General features: G+C 41.9%; 13 protein-coding genes and 1 tRNA gene. 7 read left to right on the top strand and 7 right to left on the bottom strand.

The annotated features are described in order from the left end of the window. Positions 1 to 149 precede the first annotated feature (149 nt). Complete coding sequence (locus ACLD6A_RS03345; RefSeq protein ID WP_410313577.1) at positions 150 to 1,982, bottom strand: PASTA domain-containing protein; 1,833 nt, start codon at positions 1,980 to 1,982, stop codon at positions 150 to 152. Positions 1,983 to 2,158: 176 nt separating this feature from the next. After that, complete coding sequence (locus ACLD6A_RS03340) at positions 2,159 to 2,755, bottom strand: 4'-phosphopantetheinyl transferase superfamily protein (protein ID WP_410313576.1); 597 nt, start codon at positions 2,753 to 2,755, stop codon at positions 2,159 to 2,161. Between the two features lie 144 nt (positions 2,756 to 2,899). Between ACLD6A_RS03340 and ACLD6A_RS03335 the strand changes: the two genes are divergently transcribed. Together ACLD6A_RS03335 and ACLD6A_RS03330 are read left to right on the top strand one after the other, a co-directional pair. Continuing rightward, positions 2,900 to 2,973 (top strand) — tRNA-Gly (locus ACLD6A_RS03335). A 159-nt stretch (positions 2,974 to 3,132) separates the two neighbouring features. Next, positions 3,133 to 5,328: a hypothetical protein gene (locus ACLD6A_RS03330; RefSeq protein WP_410313619.1), complete on the top strand. Its 2,196-nt coding sequence runs from the start codon at positions 3,133 to 3,135 to the stop codon at positions 5,326 to 5,328. 335 nt (positions 5,329 to 5,663) lie between these two features. On the opposite strand, the gene ACLD6A_RS03325 is transcribed toward ACLD6A_RS03330, so the two are convergent. After that, entirely contained in the window at positions 5,664 to 7,487 is a 1,824-nt protein-coding gene (locus ACLD6A_RS03325; RefSeq protein WP_375169291.1) for a GH25 family lysozyme, read from the bottom strand. Between the two features lie 129 nt (positions 7,488 to 7,616). On the opposite strand from ACLD6A_RS03325, the gene ACLD6A_RS03320 reads away from it, so the two are divergent. Then, the gene (locus tag ACLD6A_RS03320) at positions 7,617 to 8,597 is read left to right on the top strand and encodes a glycosyltransferase family 2 protein (protein WP_410313575.1); all 981 of its coding nucleotides are present in this window, start codon (positions 7,617 to 7,619) and stop codon (positions 8,595 to 8,597) included. A 93-nt stretch (positions 8,598 to 8,690) separates the two neighbouring features. After that, a complete protein-coding gene (locus tag ACLD6A_RS03315) occupies positions 8,691 to 10,367 on the top strand; it encodes a glycosyltransferase family 39 protein (protein WP_410313574.1) in 1,677 nt (558 codons plus the stop codon). Here the strand turns inward: ACLD6A_RS03315 and ACLD6A_RS03310 are convergent. Next, entirely contained in the window at positions 10,302 to 11,300 is a 999-nt protein-coding gene (locus tag ACLD6A_RS03310; RefSeq protein ID WP_410313573.1) for an EamA family transporter, read from the bottom strand. The genes ACLD6A_RS03315 and ACLD6A_RS03310 overlap by 66 nt on opposite strands. Before the next feature lie 19 nt (positions 11,301 to 11,319). Then, positions 11,320 to 13,110: an NTP transferase domain-containing protein gene (locus tag ACLD6A_RS03305; protein WP_410313572.1), complete on the bottom strand. Its 1,791-nt coding sequence runs from the start codon at positions 13,108 to 13,110 to the stop codon at positions 11,320 to 11,322. Between the two features lie 215 nt (positions 13,111 to 13,325). On the opposite strand from ACLD6A_RS03305, the gene ACLD6A_RS03300 reads away from it, so the two are divergent. Next, complete coding sequence (locus ACLD6A_RS03300; RefSeq protein WP_410313571.1) at positions 13,326 to 14,459, top strand: phosphorylcholine transferase LicD; 1,134 nt, start codon at positions 13,326 to 13,328, stop codon at positions 14,457 to 14,459. A gap of 25 nt (positions 14,460 to 14,484) precedes the next feature. On the opposite strand, the gene ACLD6A_RS03295 is transcribed toward ACLD6A_RS03300, so the two are convergent. After that, a complete protein-coding gene (locus ACLD6A_RS03295) occupies positions 14,485 to 16,872 on the bottom strand; it encodes a glycosyltransferase family 2 protein (RefSeq protein WP_410313570.1) in 2,388 nt (795 codons plus the stop codon). 194 nt (positions 16,873 to 17,066) lie between these two features. Here ACLD6A_RS03295 and ACLD6A_RS03290 point away from each other — a divergent pair, with 194 nt between their 5' ends. Together ACLD6A_RS03290 and ACLD6A_RS03285 are read left to right on the top strand one after the other, a co-directional pair. Further along, a complete protein-coding gene (locus ACLD6A_RS03290) occupies positions 17,067 to 17,891 on the top strand; it encodes an ABC transporter permease (protein ID WP_004133710.1) in 825 nt (274 codons plus the stop codon). 62 nt (positions 17,892 to 17,953) lie between these two features. Next, entirely contained in the window at positions 17,954 to 19,240 is a 1,287-nt protein-coding gene (locus ACLD6A_RS03285; protein ID WP_004133708.1) for an ABC transporter ATP-binding protein, read from the top strand. A gap of 150 nt (positions 19,241 to 19,390) precedes the next feature. Here ACLD6A_RS03285 and ACLD6A_RS03280 read toward each other — a convergent pair whose 3' ends face one another. After that, the gene (locus tag ACLD6A_RS03280) at positions 19,391 to 21,508 is read right to left on the bottom strand and encodes a glycosyltransferase (protein WP_410313569.1); all 2,118 of its coding nucleotides are present in this window, start codon (positions 21,506 to 21,508) and stop codon (positions 19,391 to 19,393) included. Positions 21,509 to 21,573: the final 65 nt, after the last annotated feature.

Genomic DNA, 21,573 nt, shown 5'->3' with positions numbered 1-21,573 from the left:
GTTAGGGTCTCATTCTGCTTATTTTCGGACACTCGTGCAGTTGATGTGCTGCGTTAGGGTCTCATTCTGCTTATTTTCGGACACTTGTGCAGTTGGCGCTCGCGCGGATTACGCTCAGGCAGGTCGTCGCGCTACGTATTTAGCGCGTTTTACAGTGATTCGCCAGGAATCGAAGACCAGTCGAAAGGTTCTTCCACAAGATAGTACGCGTTCGAATCATCCGGGGCAGGCGCAAACGGAACCGCGCGACTATGCTCCGTAGGCACAAAAGGATTAACCCAATCACCTCCGCCAGGTGGCAAATTCTTGCGCGTTTCTTTGTATAGCTTAGGATTTCTGCGCAAAATAAATGGTCGCGTTAAATCCGGCTTATTCTCAACTTTTCCAGCGAAATATCCGCTATTTACAAGCTTATCGAACTTCGCACCAACAGGCACAACAACCATAAAATCCTGCATTGTGTAGTAGTAACCAATGCCGTAGCCTGGATCGTCATGAATTCTTTCATATTCTTCTGGATCGTTATCTGGAAATTGGACGTATTTTCCATTCAGACATGTAAATCCACCGCCATAAATAGGAGCATCGTGATTGCCGCATTGCGCAATAAAACCTCCAGCATACAGTTCAACAGCACCAGTATCACCAGAAATAAGATGATTTCTCATCATTGAACTATTTGGAAGATTCTTATCAAATACAGCGTAATCCGTAGGATCTTGACCTAATGAACTCAAATAAAGACCACCCTTATCATTTAAATAACCTGCGCTATCTTTATCAGGTATTCTGCCGTTTTTATCTGCAATATCTGCCGGTATAAGTTCCTCAATACTTTTTTCGTCTCTTTCCCACTTTTTCTCATCCTTAAAAAGACGCGGAATAAGATTGATGCAATCGCCACTCTTCGTGCACCACTTGCCAACAAAAGAGCCTGCTCGAGTTACAAGATAAGCCGTTTCGTCTCCGAAAGTCATCGGCTCAGTCACCATATCTTTTGTTTTGGATGCGTCAACACCATAGTAAAGCGTTACGGCTTTAGGACTGCCTTTAGTGCCCAAAGCTGGGTAGGCGCCAACGATTTTGCCAAAATACTTTGCAGAAGAAAACTTCGGTCGAAGATCTACGGCGAAAGGCTTAGAAGACAACATGTCTTTGGCTTTGTCTTTATCTAAGCCAAACACGTCAACCGGAACGCCATCGCACTTTTCACCAACGGCAATATTTATTACGCCGTCTTTGCCAACAGCGTTTCCAGGCATTGGATTAGACGCAACAATCTTACCGTCTGCAGCATCGGTAGAAGGAACGTGGTGAAGTTTTACTGGAACGCCCATTGACTTCACGATTTTTTTGGCATTGTCTAAACTTGCGCCAACAACGCCTTTCGCAGGAACGCCCGGGCCTTTAGATCTTAGAATTTTCACAACTGTTTTAGTTGACACTTTAGAACCCGGCTTAACGTTTTCGTATCGAAGGAAGTTGCCCTTCTTTTCGCCGCCAAATTCGTCTATAACTTTCGTGCGGAAACCCTTATTTTCCAAGGACTTTACGACTCCATCCGTATCGTCTCCAGCTTTTGCTTTAGGGATTACTTCCGATTTTGAGTTAAAGGCTGTAAAAGCTACATGAGTATTTCTTGTGAAATACCAAACTGTTCCAGTAATCGCAAGCACTATGGTTAGCACGATGCTAGTAATCATAATTGCAAGACGTTTGCGATTGTTAAGAAGATTCGCTTTATTTGGGCTTGGTTGTTTCGATTGAGTTGGTTGAGTTGGTTGAGTTGGCTGGACTTGCGGTTGTGGTTGTGGTTGAGGTTGTGTTTGTGGTTGCTGTGTTTGCGGTTGCTGCTGGTTATATTGGAGTTGCTGGTTTGCTTGATGTTGCTGCTCCTGCTCTACATTTTCAACAGGTGCTCCACAAAAATTGCAGAACTTATCGTCAGCGTCAATCTTATTTCCGCAATTTATGCAAAACATCGCAACCTTCTCTCATATGCGCAGCAATCTCATTTACAGAGAAATTTGCTTTCTATACTACAACTACTTGCGTGATTTTTTAATGCGACAACAAACGACATGAATATTCCCGGCGTTTGTTTTCGCTCTGGCTGTTTTTGACCACATTTGCCGTGTTATTTCCTCGGCATTTGTGCCTACAGGATTTCTAGTATGGCAACAGCGGAGGCGACTGCTGTATTGTTCTGCACTGATCCGTCATGAGTTAGCGAGATATGCCAACGAATTGTGTTACGAATATCTCTATGTGAATTTGGAAGATTCGTAAGCTGCGGCTCTTCCGTGATCTTCGACGTTTTTATAAGATTCGTAAGATTAGTCGAATCCGAAAGTTCTGTAGAAAGTTCTGGAGAAAGTTTTTGCGAAACTGATTCGTAAACTGATTCGTAAAGCTTATTCTGCACTTCTTGCGCAAGTTCCACGCGTGGGCAGCCATGCGAATCGTCAAGAATCTCAATGCCAGCCCATGGCATGTTATCGAGAGTATAGGGGTATTCGGTAGGGTAGCCGGTATTGCAGTTCATTAACGCCTCGCACCACGCTTTAATAACGGCTTCCTTTCCAGCCCAGCGCGCCGCAATATGCAAAGCTTCGTCGTCGTGCTTCGTATCGGAACGCAAACTGCACTGCCGAAGTTCGCGCACAGAAAACAGCGCGCGCCAACCATTGCTTTCGCGCATCTGCTCAGCAAATTGCGCAACATTCACCACATCGTGACCTAATCCTGCAATCATGCGCTCTCCTTACTAATCTGCGCTCACAAACTGATACATACCCTTTTCTGGATACGTATCCCTTTTTACTTAATCATATCGCCGCGCGAATGCAAACTTGCTCTATGTCGTAAGCTTCTGTATACTTAAACAAGTTGCTATTTTGCGGACGTAGCTCAATGGTAGAGTCTCAGTCTTCCAAACTGATTACGCGGGTTCGATTCCCGTCGTCCGCTCCACTTTTTGAAATTCGTTTTTGCTCTATATCTTTTCCTATATAGTGTTTTGTTCTGTATCTTTTATTGCGTTTCTAATATTTCCCTTCATCCATCATGAGTTTGCAATATACTTGCATATCAAAGGGCATAAAGAATTTATAGTTGATTAGGAATACGGAATTGCAAAAATTTTTAGAAAAATTTTTAGAAAAAGATAACACAATACGAAAAATATTACCTTTCGTAACAATATTTGTAATAACTGGTCTTATTGCAATCGCATTCTTCAGCAACCTGTATCTTGCGTACAACTCACGTAATTACGCGCAAAAACCTCTTGTCTTAAGCAAAGCAATCATACCGGATTCCAGCAGTTACAACGAGCAAACCGGTGAAAAAAATAACAGAGAACAAGCGCAAATTATCGGCAATTCCATTTCTATCCCAAATTCGGGAGCAGACGTAATATTAAGCGGAATTAACGAAAATACTAAAGCGCTAAAAATCGAGTTGCAGCAAGAAAAGCCTTCAACTTTCGTCACCGGCACGTTGGAAATTGAAGACTTTGGCATTGCGCCAAACGCCTACACTTTAGCGGATTCTTTCCAAATGTCTACCGGAAAGCACAATACTAGAGTTCTTCGTTTTGAAAGTCACGGAACTGCGTACAAAGCTAAGCTTCATTTTAATCAAACCGGAGCTCCTTTTACGCTCAAAGCTGTAACAGTAAATCCGCCTTTTGCGCTGCGCGTAAACTTTGGAATGTGGGCAATACTTTTCGTTGTAAGCTCGCTTATGTTCTTGGTATATAAGAAAAAGTGGTACTTGCTTAATTACGACCGACACAATCTTACGCAAAATATAGTTTTCTGGGCAGTATGCGCAATTCTTATGGGATTCTCGCTTTATTTGTGCTTTATTGTGTACCGCGGTCACGGAATTCGCGTGCCATTCCCTTCCGATTTATACGATCGCGTCAATGGAAATCCGTACACCGAACAGCTTAAAGCTTGGAAATCAAACTCTTTAGCTTTGTTGCAGCAGCCGCCTAAAGAATTAGTAGAATCCGCAAACCCGTTTAGCTGGGGCGAGCGCATGGACTTGGGCTCTAAAGGAGCATCCATACCTTGGGATGTTGTGCTCCACAATAATCACTACTACTGCTACTTTGGCATAGTGCCGTTCCTGCTCACTTACTTGCCTTTTAATCTGCTCTTCCCGCACGCAGTTCCTTCAGCAATATTAGTTGTTACAGTATTTGCGGTTGCGATTATTCCGTCTATGTTCGCGCTTCTTAGAGAAGTTGTTGAATTCTTTGCAATACGCGCCAATTACTGCCTGTTTTTGCTTGCTGCAGCAGCTTTCCCATTCGGATGCTTAATCTTCTACTTGCAATCTTCAGCATCCCTTTACTATATGCCGCTTCTTAGTGCAATACTGTTTGGAATCTTATTCGTATACGCTTCTCTTAAAGCTGTGCGACTTTACACAACTCATTCGCGCGCGGGGTACGCGCTTTTTGCGCTCGCTGGCATAAGTCTTGCTTTACAATGCGGATCTAGGCCAAACGCGTGTATTCCGGTTGTTGCTTTTATAGCGCCGTTGTTTATTGCGATACTATTTGATGCAAAGCGAAGTATTTTAAATCGCGTTGCTGCAGCTTCAAGCTTCCTTGTTCCTGCGATTGTAGGCGTAGCTGGAATATTAACTTATAATTACTTGCGTTTTAAGTCTTTCTTTAATTTTGGAAATGAAGAGCAACTTACGAATTTTGATTTGCGGTTTAATAGCAAATCTTTTGATCCTACTAAAATTCGCGATATTTTCCTTAATTATTTCTTAAAACCTTTTAATATTTCGGAGAATTTCCCATATATTTCTATACCTTGGGCAAATAATCAAGGCTACGGTAATTCTTTCTACACGCATATGATTTTCGGTCTTATGATGATTCCGCTTTTCTGGTGGCTGTTCACGTTAAGACGTAAGTTTATGCAAAAAATTGAGTATATTATGACAGTTGTTGGATTAGTAGCATCCTTCTTGCTGCTGTATCTTAACTACTGTTTAGGCGGCAATTTGTACCGTTACTATTGCGATTCGATTATTATATTTATTTTGATTGCAATAATGAGTATGCTTCACAGAGTTAAGCCTTATAGCAAAGATCTTGATGTTACTTGTGAAGAAGATTGCGCAATTGCTGAGCAATCGTCTTTGCATTTGTATATTCCAGCTGTGCTTTGTGCAGCGGCAACTATTGTAATAGTTGGTTTATTAGTATTCAGTAATCATACTGAGCCGTCTGCTGATATACAAAACGTAAACCCTGATTTATTCCTTAAGTGGAGTGATTTATTTACGATTGGGCGCTGATTTTAGTATTGCGCGACGACCTGCCGGAGCGCTTAAAGCGTAGCGCGCGAAGGCAACTCGGAGCGTGAGCTTGCTCAAGTTGAAAGCACAGTGTGCTTTCAACGCAAGCTCAGCAGCGAGTACACGCAAAGTGTACGAGCGCTATAAGCGCAAACACAAATTTTCTAGCCTCGTCAAAACCAAAAAACTAAATCAGTTACAAAACTCATAGACGATACTAAAGAATATCGAAAATAAAACTCGCGCCACAGTAAACAAAATGCAAAACAAACTATATAAAAATGGCCGGCATGCTGTTTAGCACACCGGTCACTTTATTAGATTAGTAAACTTAATTACTTAGCTTGCAATATAGCCTTTTGGCAAGTCTGACGCCAAATACCATTGCCGTCGTAATGCTCATCTTCAACAGGAGCACCAACTTTAGCGAAATCGCCGCGAGCGTAGTAATCTTTACGAAGATTGAACATAAGAACAAACTTCTTATATTTACCTTGCGTCCAAACGTCTCCGTTCTTGCAGCGTTGACGCCACCAGCCGCCGCCCATATTTTCCTCTTCAGCAACAGGAGCGCCAAGCCAAGCAGCACCACGATGTCCGTTATAAGAGTCGCGTAACTCAAACTGAATCACGTACTTAGTGTCTTTACCTTGCGTCCAAACGTCACCGTTCTTGCAGCGCTGACGCCACCAGCCGCCGCCCATGTTTTCCTCATCGGAAATAGGCGATCCAAGTCGCGAATAGCTTCCGTGCTTGTAGTAGGAGTCGCGCAATTCGTACTGAATTACGTACTTCTTATCTCGGCCTTGCGTAAACACGTCGCCATTCTTGCAGTGCTGACGCCACCAGCCGCCGCCCAAGTTTTCTTCGTCTGCAATAGGAGCGCCAAGACGAGTGAATCCTCCGTGCTTGTAGTAGGAGTCGCGCAATTCGTACTGAATTACGTACTTCTTATCTCGGCCCTGCGTAATAACGTCGCCGTTCTTGCAGCGTTGACGCCACCAGCCGCCGCCCAAGTTTTCTTCGTCTGCAATAGGAGCGCCAAGACGAGCGTATCCGCCGTGACCGTAGTAGGAGTCGCGCAATTCATACTGCAGAATAAAGCTTTTATCTCCGTTGGTCCAAAGATCGCGGCGATTTGCTTTCTTGCTTACTTTCCAGCCGTCTCCAACATCTTGCGAAGAATTCGCGCTGGTATTAGTAATCGTGTTGCCAAACTCAGAAACGCCATTGATTTCGCCGCCATCAGCCATTCCAAATGCGTTCAAATCAACGCGACCCTCAATGCCGTTCACACTGCCGCTTGACGTATACTGCCATCCGCGCAAAGCTGTAGAAATAGGGAAACCTACGCGAGAACCGTAGCTAGCAACCCAGCTTGTGCGCTCGTGAATATACTGAGAATTTAATGGTCCTCTCAAATAATTCGTATAAGAGTAAACGCCGAGCTTATGGTAGCCTGCAGAAACCAGCTGATTCCACCATGAAGCAACAATATCCTGGTAAACGTATGGGGATGTTGGTGGTTTATGACCGCTCCAGCTCCACCTTTCCAAGTCGTAGTAAACAGGGTAAGTCAAATCTTCAGGATCAACTCCAGCGCCCTTCAAAAGACTGACAATATCTGCACCTTCAGCTGCGCCATCTTCCGGCTTTTCTGCGTAAGAATACATGTAAATGCCAAATGGAATACCAAGACGCTTGCACTCGCTAATATTGCGCAAAGCCTGCTTGTCGTAGCCATTACCCCAACCGTAGCTAATGCGAATAATCGCGCCGTCTATGCCGGAATCTTTTACAGCATCCCAATCAATTAAATGCTGATGCTCAGAAACGTCAATAACACCTTTGGCGTTTTTAACGAATTCATCACCGTTTCCGTCAATAAAAGCAGGTGAACCATCGGAATCTTCCCAATGAGCGCCATATTCATTTTCAGAAAGCGATGTTTGACGCACAACGCCGGAAGCATGAGGTTGCACTATAGGATTTGCAACATTATTTTTCAAAGCGCCAGTAGGCAATGAGGTCTGCTTAGGTGCTACAACGTTCATAGTAAATGCGGTAGCAATTGAAGCTAATCCAGCTAATACACGCACGATAATCTGTCCCACGAGTCCTCCAGACATGTTTTTTACGTGTTTATCTGCTACTACCATAGCAACAGCACCATAAAATTGGCGCAAAATCAACAGAAATGTCGTTTTTTATTTCTCTACGTGACTTTAGATTCTTGTACTAGACTATACTGTCTACTTGTAAATACAGTTTCTGGAGATTGTTAGATTATGAATACTTCGTTAAACAGCGCGCGTGAAAGTGTGCCAATTTTGTACATTGTTGTACCTTGCTTTAACGAGGAAGAAGGTCTTTCTAAAACGGCGACGGTTCTTCAAAATAAGATGACTAATCTTATGGATCAGAAACTTATTCATTCGTACAGTCGCGTAATTTTTGTTGACGATGGTTCAAAAGATTCTACTTGGAATTTAATCGTCTCATTTAATCGCAAAAATCCTTCACTTTTTGGCGGTGTAAAGCTTGCGCATAATCGCGGCCATCAAAATGCGCTGTATGCGGGTCTTATGTATGCATGCGAGCAAGGTTGTGATGCAGCAATTTCTATGGATTCCGATTTGCAAGATGATGTAAACGCTGTTGATGAAATGCTTAAAAAGTTTACGCAAGATGGTTGCGAAATTGTTTACGGCGTTCGCTCTTCGCGCAAAAAAGACACTTGGTTTAAGCGAAATACGGCCTTGGCTTTTTATAAGATTTTTGCCTCAATGGGTGCAGAAGTTGTGCCAAACCATGCAGATTATCGTTTAATGAGTTCGATTGCGTTGGATGCTCTTTCCGAGTACAGCGAAGTCAACTTATTCTTGCGCGGAATTGTGCCAATGCTCGGTTTTAAAACCGGAAAAGTTTATTACGAGCGTGGAGTAAGAACGGCTGGCGTTTCTAAATATCCTTTGAAAAAGATGATTTCCTTTGCTTTAGAGGGAATTACGTCGTTTTCTGTTAAGCCGCTGAAATTAGTTACGTATATGGGATTGCTTTCTATTGTTATTGGCTTTGCAATGTTTATTTACGTAATTGCGTCGCTGTTTACTAATCACACTGCTGTTGGTTGGTCTTCGCTTATGTGCTCAATATGGTTTATTGGCGGATTTCTTATGATTTCCATGGGTATTCTTGGAAGTTATATTGGCAAGATTTATTTGGAATCAAAGCATCGTCCGCGCTACTATATTGAGCAATCTTTGTAAATAAATATAAATATAATTTTGTAAATACGATCTTTATAAATAATCTTTGTAAAGGCACTTTGTAAAAGTAATCTTTTAAAGGGGTTTGAAAGTATGGTTAAGTGTTTGCAGCATATAAGCGTAACGCTTGGGCGCTTTTTTAGCGCTGCCGCACTGTGGTGTGCTGCAGTATTTTTCAGCGCATTATCTTTGCTTAATCTAGTTATTTCAGCTCATCTTTTACCAGGCGACTACACTCTTGAATTTTTATGGTTCCAAGCTCCATTCGTAATTGTTATAAGTGCAGCAATATTCTTTATTATTGCGCTTTTACGAAAACGTGAGCTTATTAATAAGCTTCGTGTACGCTACGTTGCGGCCGCTGTTTTTGCTTATGTTTTTGTGGCAGGTTTGATTTGGGTACATGTTACTCACGCATGGCCGGAGTGGGATCCAGTCTACCTGTTTAGTGCAGCGCAATATTATGCAGATCCTAATAGAACTCCTGTAGTTTGTGGAGTTGACACTTCTGAATTATCTTGGATTGTGTGCCCGGGTGGCTACTTGACTCGCTTCCCATTCCAATTCCCGCTTCTTTCTCTTATGCGATTTTTGGTAATCGTTTTTGGACCTAACGCATACACGGCGTTTGAAGTTTTGAATGTACTATGTGCTGCTATTACTGGCGTTCTTATTGCGTACTACGTGAATTTATTATTCCGCAATAAAAATGTGACGATTCTTTCTTTGCTTTTTTACGCAGCATTTTTGCCTATGATTTTTTACGCGACTTTTGCTTACGGCAATACTCTTTGCTTGCCGTTTGTGTTTGGAGCGCTTATTTTCCACGCAAAAAATATTCGTGGCGGCAGTTGGCGTGATGCAATGCAATCGTTGATTTGCATATTCTTTGCAATATTGCTTAAGTCGACTATGGTTTATTGCTTACTTGGCATGATTGTTGTGTGGATTGTGTCTGCTTTACGTTCTAAAAAGTGGGAGCATGCTGTTTGTGTGCTGCTTGCAATCGCGTTCTTTGCTTTAAGTAATGTTACTGTTGCAGATGCAGCTAATTCTTTTGGTCACAGTGCAAAAGATGGTTTGCCTTCTACAGTTTGGCTTGCAATGGCAACGGATCCTGCTAGAAAAGGCGGTCCAAATAATCCTGGATGGTATAACGGATACCCAACTAGCTTTGACGTTGCTAGTTACAATAAAGAGACTATAAAGAAGGAATCTACGGAATTTTTGCAAAATAATCTTAAGCATTTTGCAAATAATCCTTCCGATTTATTTAGTTTCTTTACTAAAAAGTTTGCGGGAGAGTGGCTTGAGCCAACCTACGAATCTTTGCTTGCAAGCAGTTGGAAGTGGAACGGTCCGTACAGGCAGGTTTTAATTGATCGAAAAATGAATCCTGCTTTGCGCTCGCTTTATTCAGGAAAGTTAAATATGGTTGTTTTTACTTTCTTGGATGCTCTTCAATTTATGCTTGTTGCGTTTACGGCAGTATTTTTGTGCGTATTGTTGCGTAAAAGAAAGTCGCCTTCTTCTTTGCCTAAGATTTCTTGCGAATTTTCTTACGAATACTTGGCGCCGCTTTTAACTCCGCTTGTTATAGTGCTAGGAATGGCAGTTTTGTACATTGTTTGGGAAGCGCAGTCGCAGTATATTCTTCCTGCATATTTGCTTATGATTCCGTTTGCGGCTCGCGGCTTTGATATGTTACTGACGTGCTACGAAAACCGTGCTGCACATAATAGTAATGCAGCAAATCCAAGCCAAGACTGACGGCATTGTGCATGAGATTATTGCTGTTACTATCATGCTCCAGGCTGCGTAAGTAACGTTTGCAGCCATTGCGCGCGATGCTCCAACTTTCGCAATACCGCGGTAATAGCAAAGGTATGATCCCACTCCAAGAAGTCCAACAATAATTGCCATTCCTGCGATTTTTAAAGGTTGAAGCGAGCTTGCGTTTAGTGAAATAGAGGATTCTAATCCTGCAGAAGTGACTGCAGAAGTGCCTGTAGAAGTGCCTGTAGAAGAGACAAATATACTAGAAACAATCGCAATAATCGCAATAATAACGTAAGCAAATGCGGATGTAGTTTGGCGAATATGAAGTATTATTTCGTCGTCTATGCTTTTTTGGCGCGTAGCCCAAGCGCACACAACTGCTTCGCTTCCCCAACCAACTACGCTTAAAATTGCTCCAGCTAAGCCAAGTATTGTGTTTGAATTTGCGTAAGATTGAGCATCTTGAGCGCAAGAAAAGTATCCTAAAGCAGAAACCGCAATAAGAGCTAACGCAAAAGCTGAATATTTTGCCGCACTTAAGCGTTCGCGAAGTATTAGCGCAGAAAGTACGGTTCCAACTGCAGGGTAGAAGGCGGAAATTGCAGCAGCGTATCCAGCCCCTATATTGCTTGCTGCTAAAACGTATCCGCTCATGCCGAGCGGTCCACCAAGTAAAGATCCTACGATAATAAGTGCCAGAATCCGTGGTTTATTTAGTATTTCAAGCGTTTTATGCCATTTTTTTCGAGTACTTATGTAAATCCACATAAAAATTGCGCATACAGCGTCGTGGAGTAGAGCTCCAAGAATACCAACGAAGATTACTGAATTAGTGCTGCTGTTATAGCTAAGAAATGTGGTTAAAACTGCAAGTAAGGCAGTGTCAATTCCCCAAAGGAATCCGCTTAAAAACGCGTATTTCATAAGTACCTAATTTCGTGTTTTAATTTTCGTACATTTTAAGAGCTTCATTAATATAGCGTTTTGCGTACCGGTAGTAGGTATACATGCAAGTTCCTATGTTCTCGCCTTCCGCTTCTTTAACAAGCGACCACAAATGCCAACACCATCCTGCAAATCCCACAAAAGCCAGCAAATGGCGCTTTTCTTGAGTTGACGGAGTGTGTGCTAAATAAATAGGCATAGCTTCGTTTATTTCAGTATCGCTAAATTCGTCCGAAACGCATAACGTGCCAAAATCTTGCGCATAATCAGACATTCCGGCATATTCCCAATCAATAAGATGGTATCGATTTTGTTTGTCGATTAAAATATTTGCTCCCAAAACATCGTTATGGCAAGGACAGTAGTTTTGTGAATCTTTAGATACTACTAATTCGTGAAGCTTTTTTGCGCTCAATCCCAGATCAATAATTTTTTGCGGAATCGTAACTTTTCTATTATTTAATTCGCTTATGTAACGCTGAGATTCTAAGTAAAAATCGAAAGTTCTAAGCATCTTTCTGTTGCTTTCGTGTAATAAGCGCACTAAAGCCAATCCCTCTTTAAGCTCTTTCAAATCGTGCATATTAGATGTTTTGCAATCGGGCAAAAAGTGCGAAATCTTCCAGCCAACAGTTTCGTCTGCTGCAATAAAAGTGCCGTCTAAACCAATCTGCTTAGCAAGATTTAATGCTTCAACTTCCGCCTTTCTATTAATAAGTACGTCTGTGCCAACGCCAGGATGTCTATAAACGTACTCGCTTTTTCCAACTGAAAAATGGCAAGATAAATTAGTAAGACCATTTTTTAGTGGATACACGTTATAAATATCGGATTTCTTGCAATTAAGCGTTTGAGTAATATGATCAAAAATTGCGCTATCAATATTTTCTAGGAAAAGCGGATCAAATTCGCGCAACTCGTCAATAGAATCAAATTCGTGAATAATTGGCGGATCGTATTTGCGCATTTGCATATCTAGCTCGTCAATATGTTCAATAAAAATATCTTCCCAAAGTTTTCCTGCAGTTTGTGGCAAATCGTATTCTTTGCGAAGAATTTGCACAAATTGCTTAGAAAATTCGGTGTCGAAATACGCGTGACCAATCATGTACCAAGCGTCACTTCCGCCAATCGTAACTTTTGTAATGCGATTATGTGCTCCGCAAGTCATGCACCATTCTTTAGTGTATCCTTGCTGGAATTGTGCGGAATAATAAGCTTTCCAAACGTATTTTTCAAAGGGATTTTCGTCAAAATAGTTGTCTGATGAGCAAATATAAGTGTTAGATAACTGGTTCGCTACAGCCATAAGCGAACTGTTATTATTGCGAGTGTTGTATTCGCTATTTGGCACGATTTTTACGTTAAAAGCGTCTTCTAAGTAGAAAAACTGCTCCTGTTTGTAGCCAACAACAACAGTTATATCGTTAATCCCAGCTTCGTGAAGTTGCTTGATTTGGCGCTCAATAAGAACTTCGCCTTTTACTGTAAGCAAGCCTTTTGGAGTTTCGTACGAAACTGGTGAGAATCTTGACGAAAATCCTGCGGCCATAATAATAGCGTTTTTAACTTTGTGCGGCTCAAGTTCAGCAAGACCTTTAGGTGTAATTTGCAATGTTTCTGCCGCTTTAATAAGATGCTTATTTTCTGCGCTTTTGATTGCAGAATTTACAGTTCCGAGCGAAATTCCTGCGCGCGTGGCAATATCTCGCTGACTTATTTGCTGGGAGTTGTTTGTGTTATTTAGTAGGGCAGTAAGTAGCCTAAATTCGTTGTGATTAATAGCCATGCGCATCTCACTTGTGATTGGTGTTTTGTTCATTATATAACAAGCGTTCAAAAATAGCTATTGAATCTTTATTTTGAACAGTGAGAGTATAAATCCGACCAAAACGACTCAGCTGTGTAAAGAATAGGTCGCCCGCAAGCAACAAAGCGTATATAATGAGTAACCATATGACTTATCGAGAGTAAAAGTGGAGAAACATACAAAAGGTGTGAATTATGGCGTCAGTATTTCGTAGATTATTCCGTGGGCTTATTGACCGTTGTCCTTCCTCTAAGCGTTCAATAAGAGATCTTCGCGCACAAGTTGGCGATTTGCAGACTCGCTTAACTCGCATGCAGGAAATTCTCGACGGTCAGCTGGTACATATACTAGAAAATCAGCGTATGCTGCACGTCGATATGCTTACGAATCGTGAGCATTCGTCACTTTTAGGTTGGTCTAATTACAGGCGTGACAATGAAAGCGATTTGGACGCGCGTAAGCGTTTTTACTATTCGCTTCCTAAAGCAACAGGTTCCGTGCGACTTATTCAACGAGGTTGCGCTAGTCTTTTAAACGAGTTTGCTGAAATTGCGCGCGAACATAATCTTCAATATTGGGCTGATTTTGGAACTTTGCTTGGTGTTGTTCGTCATCGCGGATTTATTCCGTGGGATGATGATGTTGATCTTGGAATGATTAGAGAAGATATTGATACCTTACTCAATCTTCTTCAAAATGATGAGGAATTGTCGAAACGCTACCGTGCAGTTCTTGTTTTTGATCCTTACGTATGCTGCAGGCAGTTGCGTTTGCGCTACAAAAATCCTGAAAATCCTAGCTTTATAGATATTTTCTTCTACGATTATTTGCCTGAGTACAATGAGCAGATTAGACAAAGATTTATTGAGATTCGTAAAACTTTGCAAGATGATTTGCGCTCGCAGCCATTCTATGATGAGTGGCTTAAAGGCGGGTATCGTGAAGATGGTGCTAAGTTTACTAGAGAAATCGAAAGTATTTTTACAAAGTATCGCGAAATTGCGCAAAACGAAAATATTATTTCTAAATCTTCAACTAATGAAACTTATGGCGTTATTTACGGTATTGATAATGTTGATGCAGAATCCATATATATGGTTAGCTGCAAAAACATGTTCCCGCTAAATCAAGATCAATTTGAAGATTTTTCAGTATGCGTGCCAAATGATGCGCAAAAAATTCTGTACAGTTATTACGGGAATATTTATCAGCTTCCAGCAGACATGTTCTCGCACTTCCAGCATGTTAGTCGCGATTGCCTTGAGAATCAGTGCATTATAAATGCGATTGAGGAAGATATAGCAACAAATCCTTACGCAACTAAGTAAACTCTCGCATATGTAAGTAAGTAAATTATTTGCTATTTCGCCTCATAAGACGGAACTTTTTCTGCAATTTTGCAATAATAGACGGGAATGCTATTTTCTTCGCTGTTTTTACGATTTTCTCGCCAATAACGTAGCGTGCAGAAGTGCGAATACTGCTAATTTCCTGCTCGTAGTTTAGAGTTTTGCTCTCAAATTTAAGCATGCGCTCTTTAAGCCACAAAGTGCGTGAAGCGGTATTTAGCTGCAACTTTTGGAATTCGTTATACGAAAGCTCATCGTAGAAGTAGCTTGGCAAATTCTTAGAAATTTGATCATAATCCATAATTTGCATCACTTCTTGAAGCTTATTATGAACAATATCTGCCAAAGATTCAGACGTTACTCGTGTATGGCAGTCGTGAACAAAACTGTTCACAAGCGAATTTACGTATCCGCGATTGTATTGATCAAGCAAGCCTTCGCTTTTAAGCCATTCTCCGGTTTCGATTACGGAATCAACTTCAAGAGGCGATTCATCTTTAATAGCGTGATGCTCAATAGAAAGCCAGAAGTTTTCTGGAATATTAGTGTGGTGAAGGTTTTCGAATCCTTCGTCAGCTCCAACACTGAATCTTCCATAAGCATCTTCGTAAGTTTTAGACAAATCGCAATACAGTATTTTCTGTGCTTTTAATGCTGCGCGAGTTGTAAAAGTCATTAAAGTTGAAGGCAGGTCGTGTTCTCCAGCTTCAGCTTTAGAAGCTTTCAAAAAGTCGGTTCGCCAAATTTTTTGCCAGCCATAACTGTAGCAGCTGTCTAACAAAAGTTCCGGAATATCGCTAGCTTTATAAAGACCGTAACTTACGTCTTTATTAGCATCTTCCGAATTCGTTGGCATAATAAACTGCTGACGCAAAATATTAGATTCTTTAGTTTTTGCGTTATTTTTTAATGCACAATCAATCAAATAATCGCTGTGTTTGCTTTTATTGTTGAAGAAAGCGAGGTCGACGCTGGCTGTTTTACTAGCGTCTTTAGCCGTGTTTTCATTATCTTTTGCACAAATTTCGTTATAATACTGCACCTGATTTAGCGCTTCAGATAGCACTTTTTCGTTAATTATGTAGCTTGAAGGCATAAACATTGTGTATGTGCCGTGAGCGTAAGAAATTGCTTTAGAAAGCATATCTTTAATACTTGCGGTATCTTCATGCGACTGAATTGTAAAACGCTTATCTTTGCTAGTAAACTTTTGGGCAATTGCAAGCGTACTGTCGTTTGAATGCGAGTCAACAATAATAAATTCGCAAGGAATACTGCTTATTGAGCTGCAAGCTTTAAGCGAATCAACAATCCAAGAATGAGCATTATGCGTAAATATTACGAGCGAAAGCTTAGGATTTGCCTCTGCTTTTTGTGGCTTAACTTCGTATGACGAGCCGAGGAAATCCATGTAATAATCCATAAATTCTGGCTTAAGGCGTGATGCCATAAGGAAAACTTCTTTTGAATCCATGGAACTAAAAACTTCATAAATAAGTTTGCGGATTTCCGGATTCTTATCGTCAAAACCAAACTCTGTAATCAAGGAGTTTACGTAATCAAATTCGCGAGAATAAAAAGCGTGCAAAATTTCGCGAGAAATATTCTGCTTACTAAGAAACTCGCGCATATCTCGCAAACGGTCGAAAGGAAGATGGAAATCCTTCAATAAGCTAGATGCGCCCGGATTAGTTTGACGATAATAGTAGTACTTTCCAGGATTCCAGCAGATTTTATTTGCTAAAACCATAGTTTGCGCAAAGAAAGGATTATCGGTCCAACCTGCTCCAGGAATTGGCTTAAAACGTATGATTTCGTGATTGCGGTTATCTCCGTTAAGAAAATCTTTGCGGTAAATAGCCGACCAAATAGAAGGATGATGGTAGAAAGGCTCAGCAAATTCGCTAAGATTAAAAATAGTGCGATGCTCGGGCATGAAATAGCACAAGTTTGGCGTTTCTACAGCCGACTTATAACCATCTTTGCCGTCGTAAAAAAGCCAGTATCCGCCTTTGATAACATCTAGGGTTGCGCCAGTTTCGCCGACTTTGCCAGAATTTTTTCCAGCAATCTCAACATTGCTTAGCAAGCGCTCATACATATGCGGATCAATAAAATCATCAGGCTCAATAATGCTAATCCACTCGCCTTTAGCGCGTTCCAAACCGCGATTGCAAGTAGCTCCGTAGCCCTCGTTTTCTTTTTCAATTACCACAAAGCGACTATCTTTTTTTGCAAAAGACTTCATAATATCGATGGAACCATCTTTGCTTCCATCCGAAAACATCAAACATTCCCAATCTTTAAAAGTTTGATTTTGAATAGACTCTAAACATTCTGGTAAAAAGGCTTCAACGTTATAAATTGGAACAATAATCGATACTTTCGGCATACGTACGATGTTAGCATAAGTGGTTTATGAATGTTGATTTAGAGTATTCAAATGCAGCGCTCAATTGTTATTGCTAAAGCCTATTTTCAACTATAAGCTCGTTTTAGCAATAAGCTCATTTAGGCTAAAGTATCATTTCAATTAAAACATTCAATTACAACATAACTGATATTATTAAGAGCGTGAAAAATCTCATGGCTCGTTGTCGTAAAAAGTACGCGTATGCAAATATCGTGCTTCGCGGTTTAGTAAAAACCGATTTTAAGCTGCGTTACCAAGGCTCTTTCTTGGGTGTGGCGTGGTCGGCGTTGAAGCCGTTGATGATGTTTTGCGTTATGTATCTTATTTTTGGCAAGTTTTTGCGAATGACAGACGGCACGCCAACATACCCTGTGGTTCTTTTGATGGGAATTAGCGCGTGGCAGTTTGTGCAAGAATCAACTTCGATTGGATTGCGCTCGCTTGTTGATCGCGGCGATTTGCTGCGCAAAATCCATTTTCCAAACTACATTGTGGTGGTTTCGGCAACGGTTGGATCTTTAATAAGCTTCTTAATCAACTTAGTAGTTGTGCTTATTTTTGCGATTATTGGCGGAGTGCATTTTACATGGAGAGTTATTCTGCTTCCAATAAGTTTGATTCAGCTTTATGCAATTGCAATCGGAATGGCACTAATAATGTCTACTATGTACGTGTTCTTCCGCGATATTTTGCATATTTGGGAAGTAGCTCAGCAGCTACTGTTTTACGGAATGCCAATTATTTATCCGCTTAGTTACGTGATTAATAAGGGCGGTATTTTTGCAGTTCTTGCAAAGCTTGAGCTGCTTAATCCTATAGCGCAATGTATTCAAGATATGCGACACAATATGTTGGCTCCAGAAACGCAGCCAACTGTGTGGAGTGAATTTGGATTCTCGTGGATGTCTTGCGTGCCGCTTTTGCTTACCGTGCTAATAGTGTGGCTTGGAGTGTATATATTCCGAAAAAATAGTCGCACTTTCGTAGAAATTATGTAGCGTGCTAAATTTACGAAAAATTTTACGATATTTATGAAAGTTACGATGGGGAAGTGGAATTTATGAGTAAGTTGCAGGAAGAAGCGGCGGAAGCGAAAGAAGCGGCGCAAGATGCTGTGCGCGAAGACGATATTGTTTTATCGGTCAATCACGTAGGAAAATATTTTAAGCTACCAACCGAGCAAGCAACAGGCTTAAAGCAAGCGTTTATAAATCTTACTAAAGGTATTAAAGGCTACAAAATCCAAAACGTGCTTAAAGACATAAGCTTTAACGTGCATCGCGGCGAATTCTTTGGCATAGTCGGACGAAACGGCGGCGGCAAATCAACCCTCTTAAAAATTATTTCGCAAATCTACTATCCAAATACTGGAAGCGTAAAAGTAAAAGGCAAGCTCGTGCCGTTTATTGAGCTTGGAGTGGGCTTTAACCCGGAGCTTACTGGCCGCGAAAACGTGTATCTTAACGGAGCGCTGCTAGGATTTACTCGCGCAGAAATTGACGCAATGTACGACGATATTGTGGAATTTGCCGAGCTTGAAGACTTTATGGATCAAAAATTAAAGAATTACTCTTCTGGAATGCAAGTTCGCTTGGCGTTTTCTGTGGCAATTAAAGCGCAGGGAGATATTTTAGTTCTTGACGAAGTTTTGGCCGTTGGCGACGAAGCTTTCCAGCGCAAGTGCGATGCGTTCTTTACAGATATTCGCAAAGATCCAACTAAAACCGTTATTCTTGTTACGCACGATATGAATGCTGTGAAGCGATATTGCACGCGCGCAATGATGATTAGCGATGGGGAAGTTGCGGCGATTGGAAACACTGAGTCCGTGGCAGATCAGTACACTTTGGCAAATATTGAGGCAGAGCGCGAAAAGCAGAATAAGCTTGGCGAGAAGCTAGGTAAGGGGCAGTATGCGCAGGGCTTGAATGCAAAGTGCCCGCTGCTTAGAACCTATGCTTTAGAAGACAAGATTTACAAGAGCAGCGATACTTTCCGTTTTGCTGTGGAATATCAGTACGATGAGCCGGGTGATTTTTACTTGGCGATTGCTTTGCACGATATTCGTCGCGGCGGAATTACTTACGATACCGGCTCTAAAGTGCTGAAAATGCAGAAGCGCGGGCATCAAATAGTGAATTTTGAAATGCCCTTAAATTTGTTTAACAATGGCGAATTTACGCTTTTTACTTCCTTGCGTACGCCTAGCCCAACTGAGGATGATTACACAGATTTGCTTGCTGTGGCAGTGGATGCTAACGCTTGTACGTTTGTGATTAGAGATAGTCGAAATCGCGACTATGCTTTGCTAAGCGATCGCGCGATGACGATTAAGCAGGTTTCGTGAAACATTTGCCGTGTATTTTTCCGGCGTTTGTGGTCGTTTTGGCTGTGTTTGACCACATTTGCCGTGTATTTTTCCGGCGTTTGTGGTCGTTTTGGCTGCATTTGACCACATTTGCCGGAAAATTACCGGCAAATGTTTCCGATGTCACTGTTACTTATTAGCGGCTCGGAAGATTCGCTCCCAACTTTCAACGCTCGCCATATCGTAGCTGCGATACTCTCTCGAAAGCTTCTTCCACTTACGCAACATTTTTAACGCCAAAAATACGTCCGCGCGCAACATTTTACGGAATAACTTGCTATCTCGCTGGAAAAGATTCAGCGTAGTGCCATCTGGAGCCGTAACAATTGCAGTATTCACGCCAACAAACGAAGGCCAAGAAACGTCTTGCGCTGGAATCGCAACTTCCGGACGAGGATTCTTCGCATGCTTTTCGTGCGCAAACAAAGCCTTAATCGTAGCGCGCTTCTGCGCCTTACGCAAAGCCTTAGCGTCGTGCGCAGTAAACGGACTTACGTGCTCGCGCAAAACCTCACTAATAAGCGTTTCGTCACTTACAGGCTGCGTATCGCTAAAGGCCTGGCGCGCTTTACGAACCTCGCCAAGCTTTTGCGGCATCGAATCAACAATATATTGAGGACCTAGCAAAATATCCTGCAATCCCATATGATGCAATTGCATAGCAGAATACGCAAGTTTTAAGCCGGAAGCCAAGTCGCTTCTAAGCATTTCAATCGCAAAACGCAAGCTTGGCTGAGTGCAATGAAGCAATCCACAAATCCAACGATTGCGCTGGAAGAAGTACTCTTCCCAAGTGCGCGAAGGATCTTTATCGTGCCAAGCCTGATGCCAAACCGCCACTCCCGGCAGGCAAATCGTGTGATACCCGTGCTCAAGCGCTCTAATCGAATATTCAGTGTCGTCAAACTTAATAAACACAGGCAATGAAAGCCCAATTTCCTTCATAATCGCAGTAGGAATAAGACTCATCCACCAACCGTTGTAATCCGTGTCAATTCGCTGGTGACGCTCCGGGCAATCCTGCAAAGTAATCGCAGCAAAATCATGATTGTAATCAAGATTCTGCGAAGGCTTCATCCACACATTGTTGCGTGTAAAACGCTCGCCTTGAGTGTAAAGCACCGTGCGATTGTCCAAGTGAAGCATTCCGCCGCCAATAATAGCTGGCTTAATTGTGTAGTCAGCAAACTGAAGCGCGCGAAGAATGCACTCGGTTTCGCTGATTGCATCGTCGTCAAGAAGCATAGTGTAGCTGCTTTTGCCGGCTTTAAGCGTTTCAAACATGCCGCGCGAGAATCCGCCGGAACCGCCTAAATTAGCCTGCTGAATGTAGGTAAGCTGACTGCCAAGATTTTCGCTTGTTTCGTCAAATCCAGGCTGATTTTTAACTAAATCCGTGCCCTGATCTGTGCAATAAATTGTGTCAAGTCGCGAGCGAAGTGCTTTGTTTTCTGCTATTGCCTTCAGCTGATTGTGGCAGTATGAAGGGCGATTAAACGTAGTAATAGCAATAGAAAAAGTGCTATTTGATTGCGGCTTTTTGCCTGATTGCACTTTATTTGCGCACGGCACGCTCCACTCAGCATTGCTAACAGTAAAGCGGCTAGAATCGCCTGCTTTCGCATCAAACCAAAAATATCCGCCGTCTGCAAGACCTGTCATAGGAATTTCGTAGCTAATAATTTGAGCAGATTGCGCTGGATGATTGTCTTGCGTTTGCTGCTTAGCTGAATCAAACTCAAACTTTTGAACCGGATACGTAAGTCCGCGACCGGTCGAGCGCATAAGCTGCAACTCGCCTTCGCCTTCAACAAGAGCAGTAAATTTAACAGTTTTTACGCGCGTCCAATGCTGCCAATAGCTTGCAGGAAAAGCGTTAAAGAAAGTGCAAAGAGACACGTGTTTTCCGGCATCAACGCAAAGTGAGTTGCGCGAAAGAACAGTGCAAACGCCTTGAGTTTCAACGTTTGGCAGGTGACTGCTAGTGTCTGCAAGAAGCTTTTTAAAATCAGTGAGATTTAGATTATTTATATCGATTGCGCGCGTGTTCATGCGAGGATCGAGCACAGTGCGCTGCAAGTAGGAGCAATGCCACGGAATTACGTAAAGAGGCATAGTAATTTCCGCGTCTTTTACCGGGTAAACAACGCGATTTACAACTTCCCAGCCCTCGTTGCTGCTATTTGCGCTGCTAACATTTTGCATTTCTTGCATTTCTTTAGTTTCTGCACTCGTTGCCTTAGTCATATTAGACATTATATATACGTATATATACGCTTAAGCCTATTCTTAAAGTGTATTGTGCGCAAAAA

The sequence above is a fragment of the Gardnerella sp. Marseille-Q9691 genome (assembly GCF_046507715.1).
Taxonomy (GTDB): Bacteria; Actinomycetota; Actinomycetes; order Actinomycetales; family Bifidobacteriaceae; genus Bifidobacterium; species Bifidobacterium greenwoodii.
Note: the sequence above shows the minus strand (reverse complement) of the source record. Positions and strands in the feature narration are given on the sequence as shown.

What these genes read in the sequence shown, in the direction of transcription:
- ACLD6A_RS03345 (WP_410313577.1), bottom strand. Translation starts at nt 1,982, where the DNA reads ATGTTTTGCATAAATTGCGGAAATAAGATTGACGCTGACGATAAGTTC.
- ACLD6A_RS03340 (WP_410313576.1), bottom strand. Translation starts at nt 2,755, where the DNA reads ATGATTGCAGGATTAGGTCACGATGTGGTGAATGTTGCGCAATTTGCT.
- ACLD6A_RS03325 (WP_375169291.1), bottom strand. Translation starts at nt 7,487, where the DNA reads ATGGTAGTAGCAGATAAACACGTAAAAAACATGTCTGGAGGACTCGTG.
- ACLD6A_RS03320 (WP_410313575.1), top strand. Translation starts at nt 7,617, where the DNA reads ATGAATACTTCGTTAAACAGCGCGCGTGAAAGTGTGCCAATTTTGTAC.
- ACLD6A_RS03315 (WP_410313574.1), top strand. Translation starts at nt 8,691, where the DNA reads ATGGTTAAGTGTTTGCAGCATATAAGCGTAACGCTTGGGCGCTTTTTT.
- ACLD6A_RS03310 (WP_410313573.1), bottom strand. Translation starts at nt 11,300, where the DNA reads ATGAAATACGCGTTTTTAAGCGGATTCCTTTGGGGAATTGACACTGCC.
- ACLD6A_RS03305 (WP_410313572.1), bottom strand. Translation starts at nt 13,110, where the DNA reads ATGGCTATTAATCACAACGAATTTAGGCTACTTACTGCCCTACTAAAT.
- ACLD6A_RS03300 (WP_410313571.1), top strand. Translation starts at nt 13,326, where the DNA reads ATGGCGTCAGTATTTCGTAGATTATTCCGTGGGCTTATTGACCGTTGT.
- ACLD6A_RS03295 (WP_410313570.1), bottom strand. Translation starts at nt 16,872, where the DNA reads ATGCCGAAAGTATCGATTATTGTTCCAATTTATAACGTTGAAGCCTTT.
- ACLD6A_RS03290 (WP_004133710.1), top strand. Translation starts at nt 17,067, where the DNA reads ATGGCTCGTTGTCGTAAAAAGTACGCGTATGCAAATATCGTGCTTCGC.
- ACLD6A_RS03285 (WP_004133708.1), top strand. Translation starts at nt 17,954, where the DNA reads ATGAGTAAGTTGCAGGAAGAAGCGGCGGAAGCGAAAGAAGCGGCGCAA.
- ACLD6A_RS03280 (WP_410313569.1), bottom strand. Translation starts at nt 21,508, where the DNA reads ATGACTAAGGCAACGAGTGCAGAAACTAAAGAAATGCAAGAAATGCAA.